This is a genomic window from Pseudoalteromonas sp. 20-MNA-CIBAN-0454, from assembly GCF_040308685.1.
Taxonomy (GTDB): domain Bacteria; phylum Pseudomonadota; class Gammaproteobacteria; order Enterobacterales; family Alteromonadaceae; genus Pseudoalteromonas; species Pseudoalteromonas nigrifaciens.
Genome location: NZ_JBEOOB010000003.1, coordinates 115107 through 130888 on the forward strand (window position 1 = coordinate 115107; position 15782 = coordinate 130888).

Here is a 15782-nt window from a genome sequence, read left to right on the forward strand (position 1 = left end):
TACTAAAGGACAAAACATGAACGCTTTTAGGCTGTTAGTTGCCTTTATTGGCTGTATTGCATTACTGCCAATGAGCTATGCAGAGCAAGGATATCAAACGCCATCGGCTGAACTTGCTGCATTAGTAGATGCTAAGTTATCGCCCACCAGTAGTTTGTCAGACGATGGCCAATGGCTGGCATTGTTTGAGCGCAAACGTGTTGTGTCGCTAGATGAGTTGGCAAAAGAGGAGCTTAAACTGGCGGGTATTAAACTCAACCCGGCAAACTTTTCACGCTCACGCGTAAGTGCAAAATACAGTGCGGTGCAAATTAAACACGTACAAAGTGGTACGGTTATTAATATTAATAACTTGCCACAAGGTATTATTCGCGCGCCAAAGTGGTCATCAAATAGTGAGTACTTAGCCTTCGTGGTTGAGCAAAAAAATGATGCGCGTTTATGGTTATACAATGTAAAAACAAAACAAGCTAATGAGCTAAACTCAATTGCGCTAAACTCTGTCCTTACTGCATCCCCCTATGAATGGCTACCCGATAGCAGTGCCTTGGTTGCAAATTTAGCCGTTAATTTAGGAAAAACCAGGTTACAAAATGATAGTCAAAGTACTGTGCCTGTTATTCAGCAAAGTAGCGGCGAAAAAGCCCCTGCACGTACTTATCAAAACTTATTAACCGGTCCGTTTGATGAGGCGCAGTTTAAGTTTTATGGCCAAGGGCAACTCGCCTATATAACGCTTGATGGTCATGCGCAACCGATTGGCCGCCCTGCGTTGCTTAAGTCATTTTCAGTATCACCCGACTCAACCAATATATTAGTGGCAAGCATAAACGAGCCATTTTCGTATCAAGTTCCATACAACCGCTTTGCTACAACATGGCAAATATGGGGAATGCGTGGTTTTTCACTAGTTGAGCTGGCAAAACAACCATTAGCCGATAATATTCCACAAGGCTACGACAGTGTACGTACTGGCAGACGTGACTTTGAGTGGCGAGGCGATCAAGGTGCAGAGGTTATTTGGGCTGAAGCGCAAGATGGTGGTGATATGAAAACCGATGTTGAATATCACGACTTTATTTACAGCTTACGTGCACCGTTTAAGCGCGAGCCTAAACTGTTTGCTAAAGTAGAGCGTCGTTATTCGGGTATAGAATGGGGTAACGATAATATTGCTATGCTCAGCGATTGGCGCTTTAGTGACCGCCAAGTGCGTACTTATATTATTGCCCCACGTGATGCTGATAAAAACCGCATATTATTTTCAGAGCGTAGTTACAACGATGCCTACAAAGACCCTGGTAGAGCACTATATGAGCGCAATGATTTAGGCAGCAAGGTAATAAAAGTGGTTGGCGGACGCTATCTATTTTTACGCGGTAATGGCGCATCAGAGCAAGGTAATGTGCCGTTTTTAGACCAATACGATGTAAAAACTAATAGCAGCAAACGTTTGTGGCAATCAGCGGCACCTTATTATGAGCGTGTTCGTGCGTTACTTGATGACGAAGGTAAGCGTTTTATTACTATTAGAGAGTCTAAAACAGAGCAACCTAACTTTTTTATTCGTGATTTAAATAAACAAAATTTAACTCAAATTACTAATTTTGAGCACCCTTACCCTGCATTTAAAGGCGTAACAAAAGAGCAATTACGTTATACCCGAGATGACGGTGTTGAGCTTTCAGGCACACTTTATTTACCACCAGGTTATGATAAGTCTCAAGGTCCATTACCTGTATTAATGTGGGCATACCCGCTTGAATATAAAGACAAAGCAGTCGCTTCTCAAGTGCGTGAATCGCCTTATGAGTTTACCTCTATTGGTTACTGGGGCCCAATGCCTTACTTAGCTAAAGGTATTGCGGTGTTTGACGATCCTAAAATGCCTATTGTAGGTATTAAGGGCAGTGAACCAAATGATAACTTTAGAAAGCAACTAGTGGCCAGCGCACAAGCTGCCGTAGATGTATTGGTTAAAAAAGGAATTGCTGATAAAAACAATATTGCCATAGCAGGGCATTCATATGGTGCATTTATGGTGGCTAACTTATTAGCGCATAGTGACTTGTTTAAAACCGGTATTGCCCGCAGTGGCGCGTATAATCGCACCTTAACGCCGTTTGGCTTTCAAGGCGAAGAGCGCGACTTTTGGCAAGCCCAAGATGTGTACGCAAACATGTCGCCCTTTTTTCATGCCGAAAAAATTAACGAGCCAATGTTGATGATTCACGGGCAAGAAGATCCGAATTCTGGAACTTTTCCAATGCAAAGTGAGCGTATGTACGCCGCGTTAAAAGGCTTAGGTAAAGAAGCGCGTTTAGTTATGCTACCCCATGAAGCACATGGCTATCGAGCCCGTAAAAGTTTACTGCATGTATTGTGGGAGCAGGAACAGTGGTTAGATAAGTACTTACTTAATGACTCTGCCGAGCCGGTAAAGGTAATAACTGAGCAAGTGGCAGAGCCAACACCGAGCCAGTAGTAAAGTACGTGTTTATGCTGTGAGAGCAAGAAGATCCACTCTAAATCTCACGGCACCTTCCCAATGCAAAGTGAGCGTATGTACGCCGCACTTTAGAGCAACAAAATGTATTTTTGCACTTTATCATCTCAGACTTTTGCCATATATGAGTGTATAAAATTTCCAAATTCAGACGCTTTTTGTTTTTCATAATAAAGGATAAATAACGCGAAAGCCTTGCTGTTCAGGGCTTTCAAGTGGGAAGATGTTTTACTAATAGGTAAAATTTATTTTGGGCTGATACTTTGTTTAAGGGGGAGGTAACCTTACCAAAAATTGGCTCAAGGTGAGCGAGTACAAATGGTCATATTACATATCATTTATCTTTCACCTTAGCTCTTTTTCCTTTACCCTTTCGCCTAGAACCTATTACAACTTTGTCTTTAACCCATTACGAGTTTTAAATGATTGATATAACAGTACTCGCGGTATTTATTCCCACCTTCTTTTTTGTTTCGATCACCCCAGGTATGTGTATGACATTAGCCATGACGCTAGGCATGAGTATTGGCGTGCGGCGCACTTTGTGGATGATGCTTGGCGAGCTACTCGGCGTTGCTAGTGTTGCAGTTGCTGCAGTGCTAGGCGTGGCGAGTATTATGCTTAATTATCCAGAGGCGTTTGCTATTTTAAAGTGGGTAGGCGGTGCATACTTAATTTACATTGGTATAAACATGTGGCGATCTAAAGGAAAAATGTCGGTAAATACCAGCAATGCTACAGCTGTAAGTCGCCAGTCACTGTTTACGCAAGGCTTTGTAACTGCAATTGCCAATCCAAAAGGCTGGGCGTTTATGATCTCATTACTACCACCATTTATAAACATTGAACATGACGTAGCCCCGCAACTTTTAGTGTTGTTAAGTGTAATAATGGTTACCGAATTTTTAAGTATGTTGGCTTATGCAACAGGTGGAAAAAGCTTACGATTATTTTTAACGCGCGGTAATAACATCCAGTGGATGAATCGCATTGCGGGCAGTTTAATGGTCGCCGTTGGTGTATGGCTGGCTTTAGGGTAGTGCTGACATACTGTAGAGTAACTTTACTCTACAGTATTCATTTTAATATGGAGTTAGTTTGCTAAGTTATTTAACTCTTCAGTGGTTTGTTGCAATCTAAATTCACGGTAAAGCATGTCTTCATCATTAGGGCTCAGATTTTTGCCTGACTTTTCAATCAACTTATCGAAAATAGGCTTAGTATTTTCCATAATAACTAATGCACATAGTTGCTTTTGGTTATTTATTTGAGCAAAGCTGACTTCTTTTGCAATACTACCAACAAGGCTTTCTTCGGCTGTTTGGCGGCTTACTTGTGTAAAAGAGCTTTGTGTTTGTACAGAATCTTGCTGCTGCATTTGCTTATTTATTAAGGTATCAAGAACTTGAGCTTTGCTATTAATTTGTGTTGCTAAATCAGCGCGTGCGCTAGCTACGGCCTGTGCTCTACTTGCTGCCATATTACCACTCCAAGGTACACAGCTAGATGAGGCTAACCCTCCTTCAGGTGCGCTTGGCATTAAAACCCAGCTTGGTACAGTATCAGCATTACTAAAGGGGGTTGATTGTGGCTGTTGAGTTGATCCACATGCGCTTAAAAAGAAAATAGTGGCTATTGGTAAAAGTTTATTTTTCATGTTTGATTTCCTTATTATTAAGGTTCCATTGATTAATATTTGCTTGGTACTGCTGTTCAAGCTTGTTTACTTTCTTAAGGTATTTTTTTGTTTCATCATAGGGTAAGTTTGCAATTAAGTGACTGTAAACACTTTCACTATCTAGGTCGTTTATAATAGAAATAGCACGATTAATATTTCGGCTTTTATCAGTATTAAACGCTTTAGCTACATTTCCTGCACCAGTATTGTAAGCTGCAATTGCGCAATATTTACGACTTATTGGATCTTTTATTTTCCGTAAATAACTTTTGTCTAAAATAGAAATGTAAGCAGATCCATAAGTGATATTGGTATCAGGATCAAAAAGCTCCTCTGGTGTTGGCGCTATATCTTTTTTAAAGTGTTTTCTTGCTACATCTAAACCTGCTGAATTAGGTACAATTTGCATTAGCCCAAATGCGGGAATATGCGACTTAGCATTTGGATTAAAAGATGACTCAGCATGCGAAATTGCTAATAACAGAGGTAGTTGTTGTTGCTCGTATTGTAAGTAAAAGTTTAAGTAAGGACTCACTTTTTTATGTAAATATTCGTCAGGGAGTGAAAAAGTACGAGAAGTAATATTTTTATAAGTCACATCATTATCTTTGGTGCTGAGTGATGTGTTTAATTTTTCAATACGCTGCTGTTTTTCTATGGCTAATTGCTGTTTACTTTGTATTGCTTGTTGAGGCTTTAATTGAGTGTTTTTATCAACACTGCTTAGCGACTGTTCATACTGTGTAGTTATTTCTTGTGCTAGCGTTTCTTGGTTCTGTTTTAACTCTTTTTGACTTTTAATTTCACTTTTTGAAATTGCTAAGCTATTTTCTAATTCTTGTTTAGTTGGGCTTATTAATTCTAAAGACGAGGCTAGATTTTTATCAGTTATTAATGTCTCAGCCGCTTGTCCAAGCGTACTGTGAGAATCTAATGTTTCTACAGTAACCGTCATGCTTTGTTCGTCAATAATTATGCGACTTTTTAGGTCTGCACTGTAAACGACCTGCTTTAATGTGCTGCTTTGGATGGGCACAGACCAATGCTTAAGTAATGAATCTCTAAAAGAGTCGTAATCAGCTAAATAAGCTTCTCTAAAATTTGCGTAATCTTGTTTATATTGCTTGCTGAAACTGGTTGCTTCTAAAAGTTGCTGCTTTTTAAACTCAGTAAAAGTGTTCGCACTTATATTTGTTACTGTAAAAGTACAAAGTAGTGGTAAAAACAATGAAAAATGTCGCATTTTGTTCCTTAAAAATAAACGTTAAATTCATATTTAGTAAGTAGTGAATCAGCAATATATTCGCTTGGTAATTCTGAGATTGCGTAAAAAGTTGCTTTATTGGTTGCTAATTTTTTGGTGATAGGTGAAGTAAGCGTTTGCTCGTCACTCATCAAAGTTACTTCATCTAATTTGAATAGATCCTCAGCAACATTTCCCTTTAGCTCAGTATAATCACTAAAGCCACTCGTTAAGTTAAGAAACATACCTTGGGCATTGAGTTGTTTTACTTGCATGTAGTATTTAATGTTATTACTGTCATAAAAAAATTCATTACTATCAGGCACTATTTGTTCAAGACTGTGCTCTTTTAATTTAAAGTTACTAAACGGTACCTTAGGTGAGAAATCGTCAACTAAGCTTTTGTCATAGGATAGGCTATGGACAACAATAGCTACTATGCGAGTTTCTTTATTGATTAAAGTTAGGAGGTATTTATCTTCTTTATAATAACGATATTCGTAACGTTCATCAATTTTTGAAGTTTTAATGACTTGCGGTATACCTATTTGTTTTTGCGCATATGGAAGGTAGTTACCTATGTCTAACTTTGAAATCTTTTTTTCTTCAATTTTATTTGTAAAGTTAGTAATAAATCCATTATATGCTTCTATTGATAGAGCTTTAGTATCTGCCCAGTTACCTAAGCCCATAAGCGCCACCATTAACAAAATAAAATATTCTTTAAGTTTTTTTATAGTTGTTTTTTTTTCTTCAGTAACTTGTTCTGTAGGTGTGCTGTTATTTTCCACGGGCATTTCATTCCTTAAAATATGCGCTAATTAACGGGAGTATCTTTTAGTTTAATAATATCTTCAATTAATAGTGATATGCTGTCTTCATTTGCGATTTGTAGTAATTGCTGCGTTGATCTTTTAGAAAAGCTAATACCTTTACCTTGATAATGATCCTGCCAAAGACGCTTGTTAGTGTGAGTAATTATTTCTAACTGTAACCTAGTAAAAACTTTATTTTGACTACTCTTAACAATTGAGTTTTTTACATGGTAATAAACGTCGCAGGTTGAGTCTGTGATATTAAAGCCATTTTGAATAAACTTAGCGGCTAATAAGCTTTTAACTTCACCTGCTTGCGAGCCAGTACTTTTTATGCAGTTATTCTTAGCGGACAGTTTTGACTGTGCCTCTTGCTTTTTTTGTGCTTGCGCTTTTTGTATATCTGTATGGTTTATTGTTACTCCTGCATAAACCACGCAGTTATTTTTATCTACCCATCGTTCGAATATTTTAGCGTTTTTTAGCAGCTGGTCGCTTGTTATTTTAGCTGTAGAATTAAACTGTAAGTTACTTATGGAATTAGAAGAGAAGAGTTTATTTTCCTCTTTAATTTCTATTTCAGTTTTAAGAAGCTTTGTGAGTGCTTTTCGAGCTTCAAGTGCAGAACGGCGTTCGTCAATTGACTTTAGTCCAGAGCATTGAGAAGAGCCGGAGCTAACATAGAGGGTGTCGGTAACTTTATCTATGCCTATCCAATCAGGGGTTTGAGCTTGTGTTGGGTAGTAATGGGCACAGCTGCAATTAGAGTGTGTTTGTGCCTCTACTGTGAAAGAAAATAAAAGCATAGATATAAAAAGAAGTAATTTCTTATTCATGTTTCAACCAAATAGCCCAGCATTTGCTGGGCAAAGTTTGTTTTATAAACGATTGTGGTTATTATTTTGAGCTAGTTTAGCATTATGTTTGTTACGATCTAACAAACGCTGCTCACCTTCAATAATATACTTTAGCTCATCAACATCCATAGTTAGATTATGAGACTTTTGATAATATGCAAGGGCTAGCTCTAGGTCCGCTGCTCTTTCTGCACAAACAGCATTATTATAATTAATTGCTAGTGATTCAGAATAAATACTTTGAGCTCTACTAAACATCTTACAGGCGTTATCTGGCATATCTTTTTCAGCAAACTCTATTCCCATATCCAGCATTTTTTCAGCATCGTCGGACATATCAGAATCATCCGATTCCATTAATTCAACTAATTTTGTAACGCTATGCGGGGCAACATCTTGAATTAGTTCTTCTGATATCTGAGAAACTGCTTGCCCTAATAGCGCACTATCAGAATTGTGAGGATCATCACCTTCGCAAACTTTACTGCTTACCTGTTGGCTGTATCGTTTTGTGAAAATGATTTCACCAGATTCAACAGATATTGCTTTTGGCTCTAGTATTACTTTAGCTAGTTTTTCAGAGCATCGAACTTTAACATCACGAGAGCGTTTGCATTTATACCATTTGTCACCTTTTTCAACACATTCACTACGCTCTTCGTAATAGGTTGATGTTTCAACATCAGAACCATACAGAGCGGTTACCAAAGTGTCTGCGCCAGTAAGTTTACCTAATCGAGTACGATTATTTGAGTTTGTTAGGTCACCTTCATTAAAGCGCTGTTGAGCAATTACTTTATCAAGCGCTGCTTGATCAACAAAAGTAAAGTATGGCTTGTCATTAACGCGAATAGCTGAAAGGTTACTTTCAATTAAGTTCACTGCATTTGAAGAGCTTCTATCGGTAATAACAGCAATACGTTTTATTTTATCGGTGTTATCTTGATTAGCTGGGCGCATGTAGGTTACAGGTAGTTTTGCTGTTGTTAGTAGATTATTTAAGCCACCAATCATGCCGTTAATTTTACTATCTAAAGCACAACCAGATAACAAAATGCTAGAAATTACAGCAAACTGAATTCCTTTTTTCATTAAATATCCCTATTAAGTTTATATTCATATTTGTTGCTTATTTTTAACAGCTGTTATTAAATGAGTCAATTAAATATAAGTAAAACCTATGGAATTTCATGCTTTTTACTTATTCTTTAGCACTAATAACACACAAGATACCTTTAATAACCTAGTGGCTAAATCGGGAAAACGTTTAGATCCCGGTTCACGCGAAGCGCTTTACGAAGAGTTCAAAGCGCAAAAAGCAATGAAAGACTTAGAAAAAGAACTCGATAATTTAAATAAGTAACTGCGACACCTCATTTTTAATTTAATAGCGTAATTAGCTTTAATTAAATATACAGCCAGTTAGCTTTATTAAGGCTAGCTAGATAATAACTATGAGGGCTAGTAAGCGCTCATTTTTTGTGAAATAAAAATTTACTGACTATTTTAAAAAGGACTAAAAAATGAAAGATATTTTTTTCTTTGAATCTATGCTGACACCTAAAATCATTACTTTTGTATATTGGTTAATGTTACTAGGTGCTGTAATTTCTGGTGTAACCACTATGTTTGTGCAGTACGGTGGTGGTTTTTGGGCTGGGCTTGGTATTATTGTTGGTGGTGTAATTGGCGCTAGAATTTGGTGTGAACTACTTATCGTTTTATTCAAAATTCACGAGAATTTACAAAAAATAGCTAATAAATCAGAATAAAACTTTAACGTGTCACAGTAAGTTTCAGTTAGAAATAAAACCAGACACGTTATTTTATCCAAAAAACTCCGAGAAAACCCATTGTTCGACACTAAGTGGCGTCGATGGGTAGTTTACTTTAACCACTTTGAGGTTCAAAAAGGCTAAAATACATTTGCAAACATAGTTTTAAGTAAATTATTTATAAAGAGGTTAAGGGGGGGCGCTGCGCTTCTTATTCTTTGCTGTTACTAACTGTTAAGCTGTTGTTTTAACCAAGAAATAAACTCAGCTGCGGGCATAGGATAAGCCATATAATAGCCTTGCATACCGGTAATATTAAGTTGTGCGAGTGTTTTAGCTTGCTCTGCGGTTTCAACGCCTTCGGCAATAACATTAAAGCCAAGGTTGTGCGCAAGTGAGATTATAGTACTTACAATGGCAGACCCTCTATTACCTTCATGTATTTTATCAATAAAGCTTTTATCTATTTTTAGCTCATCAACGGGGTAAGTGTGTATATAGGCTAACGATGAATAACCAGTGCCAAAATCATCAATCGAAAACCTAAACCCTTTAGCTTTGAGCTGCTGCATTTGTGCAATATTTTCAGCCATGTCATCTAGTAAAATGCTTTCGGTTATCTCCAGTTTAAATCTTGTAGGAGATATACCAAACGCATCTACAATACTAACAATATTGTTGTATAAGGAATGTGTTATAAATTGGCAGGCGCTAATATTAATAGCAACACAAAATGAATCATGAAGTTGCTGTGTTTGCTCTAGCGTTTTAATTAACATGCAGGCGTCAAACAGTACACTGCTTTGCAATTGATCAATCAGACCAGATTGTTCCGCAACAGGAATAAAGTAGTAGGGTGATATAATGCCTTTTATAGGGTGTATCCAGCGAATTAATGCCTCAGCGGCTATAATATTACCTTGGCAATCAAGTTGCGGCTGAAAGTAAGCCGCAAACTGCTTTTCTTTTATTGCAGTTATAATGTCGCTTTCTAGCTGTAAACGTAAGTCTAATTCGTGTTGCAGTGCCGGATCGTAAAACGCAAAACGATGGCCGCCAAATTTTTTGGCGCTATACATAGCTGTATCGGCCCTCTTTAATACATCGTTGCTTGTTGTGTCTGGGCCTTCAATAAAACTAATGCCAATACTGACGGTAATTTTATAACTACAGTTGTTTATTTTAAAAGGGTTTTTGAAGCAGTCGAGTATTTGGTTGGCACATACTATTGCCTGGCTTTGTGCATTGTTTTTATTACTACTTAGGTGCTTAGGTAAAATTACAAATTCATCGCCACCAATTCGCGCAATAATACCTGCATTTTTAATAACGGTTTTTAACCGCATAGCAACTTCTAGTAAAACCTCGTCACCGATAACATGGCCTAATGAATCATTAATGCGCTTAAAGTCATTTAAATCTAAAAATAATAGAGTGCCAAATGAAAGCTGCTTTTTAGATTCGCTGATCATCAATTCAAGCGTGTCAGTTAGCATGCGGCGATTAGGCAATGTGGTTAATGGGTCGTAAAATACCAACTCTTTAACTTGCTCTTCAGCAAGTTTACGCTCGGTAATGTCGCGTATCATCCATAAAACATGTTTTTTATTTGGCTCATCAAGTAGGTAGTTATTAATAATTGACGTTCTAGCTTCAAAAATATGTCGGTTACCCATACAATTAAGTTCGTACTCGTACAGTTGTACTTGCTCTGTTTTCAGTGTTTTAGTAATGATAGAGATTACTTTATTAGGATCACCTAATGGTAGCGAACTTATGCGTTGCTCATTACTTAAGCTATTACATTGCAACTCGTTGCTAGCACCATAACTTTCAATATACCGCGCTTGTTCATCAAAAATGATTCCTAAATCGGGGATCACCTCAATAAATGCTTTTAATTTATCGTTAGAACGTTGTAGCTCTAAACTAAGTGCTTTTTCTCTTGCGACAGAGCGCGCTTTTTCTATTGCTAGGCCCGATAAATGAGTAAAGCGTTCAATAAGCTTTAAATCTAATGCGGTTGGTGCGTTTGGATGCGTGTAATAAACGGCAAAACTACCGAGCACTTTGTTGTCTGAGGAAAAAATAGGAGTAGACCAACACGCTTGCAAACCATGTGCTAATGCAATAGTTTTATAATTAGCCCAAAGTGGGCTAGTAGCTATGTTACTAACAATAACTTGTTGCTCTGTGTACACTGCAGTGCCACATGAGCCTACATTATCTCCAATTGTAACACCGTCTATTGCTTGGCAATATTCAGGGGGAAGTTTAGGCGCAGCACCGTGGCGAAGTTGGTTGCCCTCTAGAGTTAAAATCGAGCTTTTAGCATTTTTAGAGTCAATTATTGCTTCAATTTGCTCGCAGATATTATGCAGGCACAGGTGTATATCTACACCTGTGCCTGCTCTATAATCTGTTGTTGGGCTGCAAATAATGCTGAATGTTGTGCTGGAGTCACTCAGAAAAGTTCCTAAATAATAGTTAATGTGTCTGAGCGCATAGCGTTAATAAAAACGAGAAATTTATTTTATATTAATTAAGCAGCACCTTATTGATATTGTAAACATTATCTAATTTAACTCAATACTAGAGTCGAATAAAATTTAAACTCTTTTCGTTTTTATTTTTAACTGGTTGTTATCATTTGTTATATATAACAACAATGCTAATTGTTATAAGTGGTGCTTAGTGCCTAAGGTGACTTCAGCGAAGTGCTTTTTTAAAATATCGAGTAACGCATAAGTCTTTGCAGCAATAAAATCTCGTTTTGGCGTTACTGCATACACAGTGTAGTTTGAACGTTGCCAATCTTTATGAAGTTGCTTTAACTCTTTGTTTTTAATGCGTTCGCGCACTTCTGGCTCTGGTAGCATTGCATAACCTAATCCATCGCATACTAATTGAATAACTGATTGCATATTATTTACTTTTATACGCGGAGCATTAAGTGTGTATGGTGCGCTGTTTGGCTTAAATAATTGATAGTTTAAATGGCTGTGAGCTATATGAGCGTGCTGGTTTAATTGTTCAATACATTGATCATTTTTTGCTAAAGGGTGCGTCGCATTAACACAAAGAGCATAAGGCCATTGGGCTAATTTTCGGGCTATTAAATTTGAGTCGTTAAGTGGGCCAATACACAATGCTAAGTCGGCTCCTTCTTTAAGCATATCAACAGGTTCATCTGTCAAAATTAGTTCTATGTTTAATTTTGGGTGTAGCTCTATTAAGCGTTTTAATGGTTCAGAAAGTAACCCAGCGCCAAAGCCAACAGGGGCAACTAATTTAAGTTTGCCACTTGGTATACCGGTTAAATACTGTAGTTTTTGTTTAGTCTGCTCTGCTGTTTGCAGCAGCTTTTTACAGCTTTGATAATAAATATCACCCGCTTCAGTTAAGCTTAATGATCGTGGACTACGATTGAATAAGTTTAACCCAACCTCTTGTTCTAATGTTTTAATTTGCTGACTTACAGCAGAAGTAGTCATGCCTAATTGTTTAGCAGCTAAGCTCATACTGTTTGTTTCTACTATGCGCACAAACATAGTTAACGAGCGTGTTAACTTGATATTCATAGTAATTAAGTTTTCCTTAATTTAATTATTAGCATACTTATATTGCTCGGCAATGCACTTACCCTTAACATCGCAAATGCTAATCATTATCAATTAAGTGATTCTAACACGGGAAACAAGTATGAACACCGCAAGTCGACAATTATTGCCTTTAAGTGCCGCAATTTTATTTACCTTTACAAATTATGCGCAAGCAAATAAAACAAACGATGACATGGAAGTGATGGTAGTCACTGCGTCAGGGTATGAGCAGCTAATTAAAAATGCACCAGCATCTATTAGTGTGATTGATAGAGAAGAGTTAGCGAGTCGTTTTTACCGTGATTTAACCGACGCTATGACAGACGTGCCCGGCGTTATAGTGACTGGCGGTGGCGACAGAAAAGATATTAGTTTGCGCGGCATGGCTAATGGCTATACATTAATATTAATAGATGGCCAACGACAAACATCGCGCGAAACACGGCCAAACAGTGACGGTCCAGGTGTTGAGGGGGCATGGACACCGCCTATTGGGGCCATTGAACGTATAGAAGTTATTCGCGGTCCAATGTCATCTTTATATGGCTCTGATGCGATAGGCGGGGTAATCAATATAATTACTCGTAAAACACCTGAGCAGTGGTACGGCGAGGTGCGTTTAGATAGTACGATTCAACAAAGTAATGAGTCTGGGAACATTAACCAAGCTAACTTTTTTACAGCGGGCTCATTAGTTGATGAACTACTTGGAGTACAGCTATACGGGCAATTTACAAAACGCGATGAAGATGACCTAGTCGCCGGTTTTAGAGGCAAAGAGCAAAATAATCTTAAAGCTAAGTTTATAGTAACACCTAATAAAAATCACGAGGTTACATTAGAGCTTGGCCGTGCTGAACAAACGTTAGATGCGACTGTGGGTAAAACAATTGCGCCACTTGCCCCTGAGGATGAGTGTGGTCGCAGTGGTTGTCCTGAATCAACAACTACACAATACGAGCAAAAAACCATCTCGGTAAGCCATAATGGTTATTATGACTTTGGTAGTTCTAATAGCTATATAAAGTACGATGAATATAATAATAAATCACGCGAAATGCTTATTAAAAATACTGATGCACAAACGATGTGGAGTATTCCGCTTGCGAGTGAGCATAATGCGACATTGGGCGCTTCCTATAAAAAAGAAGATTTAACCGATCATACCAGCAACAAATTAAGTGATGTATCGCAAATAGATAACGAGCAATGGTCTATATTTAGCGAAGATGAATGGCGAACCAGCGAGTTGTTTGCATTAACCGGCGGTATTCGATACGACCATGATGGTAACTTTGGCGGCCATATTAGCCCACGTTTATATGGTGTGCTTAATGCGAGCGATAATTTAACCGTCAAAGGAGGTATATCTACCGGTTTTAAAGCACCTAGTTTACGAGCAACTACGCCAGAATGGGGGCAGGTTAGTCGCGGCGGTAATATATATGGTAATGCGAATTTGGCGCCTGAAAAATCAATAAATTATGAAGTAGGTGTTTATTACGATAAAGGTGAAAAGTTCAGTACCTCGGCCACTGTTTTCTATAATCAGTTTGACGATAAAATATCACGTATAGCTTGCCCATTAACTCAATGCACCGACGGTCCAAATGAATTTGGTTCAGACCCAACAACCTACGTAAATGTTGATGAAGCAGTAACACAAGGGTTTGAGCTATCAGCATCGCTTAAACTAAGCAGTAAAGTAAGTGCAAGCGCTAATTATACTTACACCGAATCGGAGCAAAAAACGGGCACTTATGCAGGAAGCCCATTAAATCAGTTACCAACACACTTACTGCAAACCTCTGTTAATTGGGTTTTAAGCGATGCATTTAGTGCATGGGCACGTATGCACTATCGCGGGGAAGAAAGCCAACCTACAACTGGGCCATCGCAAAGTAGCTTAATTGCTCCAAGCTATACCACAGCAGATTTAGGTGCAAACTATCAATTAAGTAACAACATTAAATTAGGCGTGGGGGTTTATAACTTATTTGATAAAGAAATTAGCGAAGTAGAGTATGGTTATGTAGAAGACGGACGTCGTTATTGGGCTTCTTTAGCATGGCAGTTTTAAGTGCTTTAATTAGCTATTTAATGACTTCTTTTTAAAAAATAAATAATGGCTATATACTAAATAGCCATTATTTATTGTAGTTAGGCATAAATTTTATTGCAGTAAATGCAGCCAGTATTAAAGTTTGTTTAAAAAAGCTGAAAAATTATAAAATGCGGTTGGCTTTTACGCTTGAGTCGCTTATTCTAGCCACATATATGTAGCTGCTTAGTTTACACTTAAATGTTATTACTGCTTGCTACTACTCTATAATCGCACTTAATCCGCAAAGGTAACACCTCGTTTGAACCACCTAGACAACCATAACCAAGTTAATAAAATAAACGTTATTAGCGCCTTTTATTTAGCAGAAAATCTGTGAAAATTCCTAAACGCCTACAACCGCTAGTTGATGATGGTTTAATTGATGACGTACTCAGCAGGCTTATGAGCGGTAAAGAAGCTGATGTTTTTGTAGTGCAGTGTGGCGATCATATTCGCTGCGCTAAAGTTTATAAAGAAGCCAGTAAACGTAGTTTTAAAAAAGCCGCACAATATCAAGAAGGCCGTAAAGTTCGTGGTGGGCGCCAAGCGCGTGCTATGGGTAAACGCTCAAGTTATGGTCGCCAATTAGAAGAAGAGATTTGGCAAAATGCCGAAGTTGATGCGCTATCACGTTTAGCGAGTGCCGGTGTACGTGTACCCGACACCTACGGCTGTATTGATGGTGTGTTGCTAATGGAGCTTGTGTGCGATGACAGCGGCGATGTTGCACCGCAGTTAGGTAATGTAGCTCTTAGTGAAGAAGAAGCGATTAGGCAGCATAGCTTAATGATGCATTACATTAAATTAATGTTGTGTGCGGGTATCATCCACGGCGACTTATCAGAATTTAATGTGTTGGTTGACAGCAAAGGCCCGGTAATTATTGACTTACCGCAAGCTGTTAATGCTGCAGCGAATAATAGCGCCGAAGCAATGTTTGCTCGCGATGTTAATAATATGCGCCGTTATTACGGCGAATATGCCCCAGCTTTATTGCAAACTCAATACGCCAAAGAAATGTGGGCATTGTTTTCTGAGGCTAACTTAACGGCTAACTCCACTTTAACAGGTGAATTTGAAGATAACAGTGAAGCCGCAGATGTTGATGCAATACTTGAAGAAATTGAAGCCGCTCGTGAAGAAGAGCTGGAGCGCTTAGACCGTATTCGAGACGTTGACGAAGATGCTTAAACTTAATTAAA

Annotated in this window: 13 protein-coding genes; 6 read left to right on the top strand and 7 right to left on the bottom strand. The window is 38.1% G+C overall.

Annotated elements, in window-relative coordinates:
* Positions 1 to 16 precede the first annotated feature (16 nt).
* Together AAEZ22_RS02415 and AAEZ22_RS02420 are read left to right on the top strand one after the other, a co-directional pair.
* A complete protein-coding gene (locus AAEZ22_RS02415) occupies positions 17 to 2485 on the top strand; it encodes an alpha/beta hydrolase family protein (protein WP_352296041.1) in 2469 nt (822 codons plus the stop codon).
* 443 nt (positions 2486 to 2928) lie between these two features.
* A complete protein-coding gene (locus AAEZ22_RS02420) occupies positions 2929 to 3546 on the top strand; it encodes a LysE family translocator (protein WP_011329872.1) in 618 nt (205 codons plus the stop codon).
* Between the two features lie 53 nt (positions 3547 to 3599).
* Here the strand turns inward: AAEZ22_RS02420 and AAEZ22_RS02425 are convergent, their stop codons facing one another.
* Genes AAEZ22_RS02425 through AAEZ22_RS02445 form a run of 5 tightly spaced genes read right to left on the bottom strand, consistent with a single transcriptional unit; the run spans position 3600 to position 8191 of the window.
* Positions 3600 to 4163, bottom strand: a complete 564-nt coding sequence (locus AAEZ22_RS02425) for a hypothetical protein (RefSeq protein WP_011329873.1) — start codon at positions 4161 to 4163, stop codon at positions 3600 to 3602.
* Positions 4153 to 5427, bottom strand: a complete 1275-nt coding sequence (locus AAEZ22_RS02430) for a transglycosylase SLT domain-containing protein (RefSeq protein WP_011329874.1) — start codon at positions 5425 to 5427, stop codon at positions 4153 to 4155. The genes AAEZ22_RS02425 and AAEZ22_RS02430 overlap by 11 nt, the downstream gene beginning before the upstream one ends.
* An 8-nt stretch (positions 5428 to 5435) precedes the next feature.
* The gene (locus AAEZ22_RS02435; protein WP_182678908.1) at positions 5436 to 6224 is read right to left on the bottom strand and encodes an ETEC_3214 domain-containing protein; all 789 of its coding nucleotides are present in this window, start codon (positions 6222 to 6224) and stop codon (positions 5436 to 5438) included.
* Positions 6225 to 6244: 20 nt separating this feature from the next.
* Positions 6245 to 7078, bottom strand: a complete 834-nt coding sequence (locus tag AAEZ22_RS02440; protein WP_352296045.1) for a TonB-dependent receptor — start codon at positions 7076 to 7078, stop codon at positions 6245 to 6247.
* A gap of 42 nt (positions 7079 to 7120) precedes the next feature.
* A complete protein-coding gene (locus tag AAEZ22_RS02445) occupies positions 7121 to 8191 on the bottom strand; it encodes a CsgG/HfaB family protein (protein WP_011329877.1) in 1071 nt (356 codons plus the stop codon).
* Between the two features lie 88 nt (positions 8192 to 8279).
* Between AAEZ22_RS02445 and AAEZ22_RS02450 the strand changes: the two genes are divergently transcribed.
* Together AAEZ22_RS02450 and AAEZ22_RS02455 are read left to right on the top strand one after the other, a co-directional pair.
* Complete coding sequence (locus tag AAEZ22_RS02450) at positions 8280 to 8462, top strand: hypothetical protein (protein ID WP_011329878.1); 183 nt, start codon at positions 8280 to 8282, stop codon at positions 8460 to 8462.
* Positions 8463 to 8622: 160 nt separating this feature from the next.
* Positions 8623 to 8871, top strand: a complete 249-nt coding sequence (locus AAEZ22_RS02455; RefSeq protein WP_011329879.1) for a DUF4282 domain-containing protein — start codon at positions 8623 to 8625, stop codon at positions 8869 to 8871.
* A 230-nt stretch (positions 8872 to 9101) separates the two neighbouring features.
* Here AAEZ22_RS02455 and AAEZ22_RS02460 read toward each other — a convergent pair whose 3' ends face one another.
* Positions 9102 to 11366 carry a bifunctional diguanylate cyclase/phosphodiesterase gene (locus AAEZ22_RS02460; protein ID WP_352296068.1) on the bottom strand — a complete coding sequence of 755 codons (2265 nt, stop codon included), beginning with the start codon at positions 11364 to 11366 and terminating at the stop codon, positions 9102 to 9104.
* Between the two features lie 186 nt (positions 11367 to 11552).
* Positions 11553 to 12455 (bottom strand): LysR family transcriptional regulator, encoded by a 903-nt coding sequence (locus tag AAEZ22_RS02465; protein ID WP_182683693.1) that lies wholly within the window; start codon positions 12453 to 12455, stop codon positions 11553 to 11555.
* A gap of 121 nt (positions 12456 to 12576) precedes the next feature.
* On the opposite strand from AAEZ22_RS02465, the gene AAEZ22_RS02470 reads away from it, so the two are divergent.
* Together AAEZ22_RS02470 and AAEZ22_RS02475 are read left to right on the top strand one after the other, a co-directional pair.
* Entirely contained in the window at positions 12577 to 14556 is a 1980-nt protein-coding gene (locus AAEZ22_RS02470; RefSeq protein ID WP_306288324.1) for a ligand-gated channel protein, read from the top strand.
* Positions 14557 to 14913: 357 nt separating this feature from the next.
* Positions 14914 to 15771, top strand: coding sequence for a PA4780 family RIO1-like protein kinase (locus tag AAEZ22_RS02475; protein WP_041454909.1), 858 nt, complete (start codon positions 14914 to 14916; stop codon positions 15769 to 15771).
* Positions 15772 to 15782: the final 11 nt, after the last annotated feature.

Coding starts and splice junctions, on each gene's coding strand:
- AAEZ22_RS02415 (WP_352296041.1), top strand. CDS start 17: ATGAACGCTTTTAGGCTGTTAGTTGCCTTTATTGGCTGTATTGCATTA.
- AAEZ22_RS02420 (WP_011329872.1), top strand. CDS start 2,929: ATGATTGATATAACAGTACTCGCGGTATTTATTCCCACCTTCTTTTTT.
- AAEZ22_RS02425 (WP_011329873.1), bottom strand. CDS start 4,163: ATGAAAAATAAACTTTTACCAATAGCCACTATTTTCTTTTTAAGCGCA.
- AAEZ22_RS02430 (WP_011329874.1), bottom strand. CDS start 5,427: ATGCGACATTTTTCATTGTTTTTACCACTACTTTGTACTTTTACAGTA.
- AAEZ22_RS02435 (WP_182678908.1), bottom strand. CDS start 6,224: ATGCCCGTGGAAAATAACAGCACACCTACAGAACAAGTTACTGAAGAA.
- AAEZ22_RS02440 (WP_352296045.1), bottom strand. CDS start 7,078: ATGAATAAGAAATTACTTCTTTTTATATCTATGCTTTTATTTTCTTTC.
- AAEZ22_RS02445 (WP_011329877.1), bottom strand. CDS start 8,191: ATGAAAAAAGGAATTCAGTTTGCTGTAATTTCTAGCATTTTGTTATCT.
- AAEZ22_RS02450 (WP_011329878.1), top strand. CDS start 8,280: ATGGAATTTCATGCTTTTTACTTATTCTTTAGCACTAATAACACACAA.
- AAEZ22_RS02455 (WP_011329879.1), top strand. CDS start 8,623: ATGAAAGATATTTTTTTCTTTGAATCTATGCTGACACCTAAAATCATT.
- AAEZ22_RS02465 (WP_182683693.1), bottom strand. CDS start 12,455: ATGAATATCAAGTTAACACGCTCGTTAACTATGTTTGTGCGCATAGTA.
- AAEZ22_RS02470 (WP_306288324.1), top strand. CDS start 12,577: ATGAACACCGCAAGTCGACAATTATTGCCTTTAAGTGCCGCAATTTTA.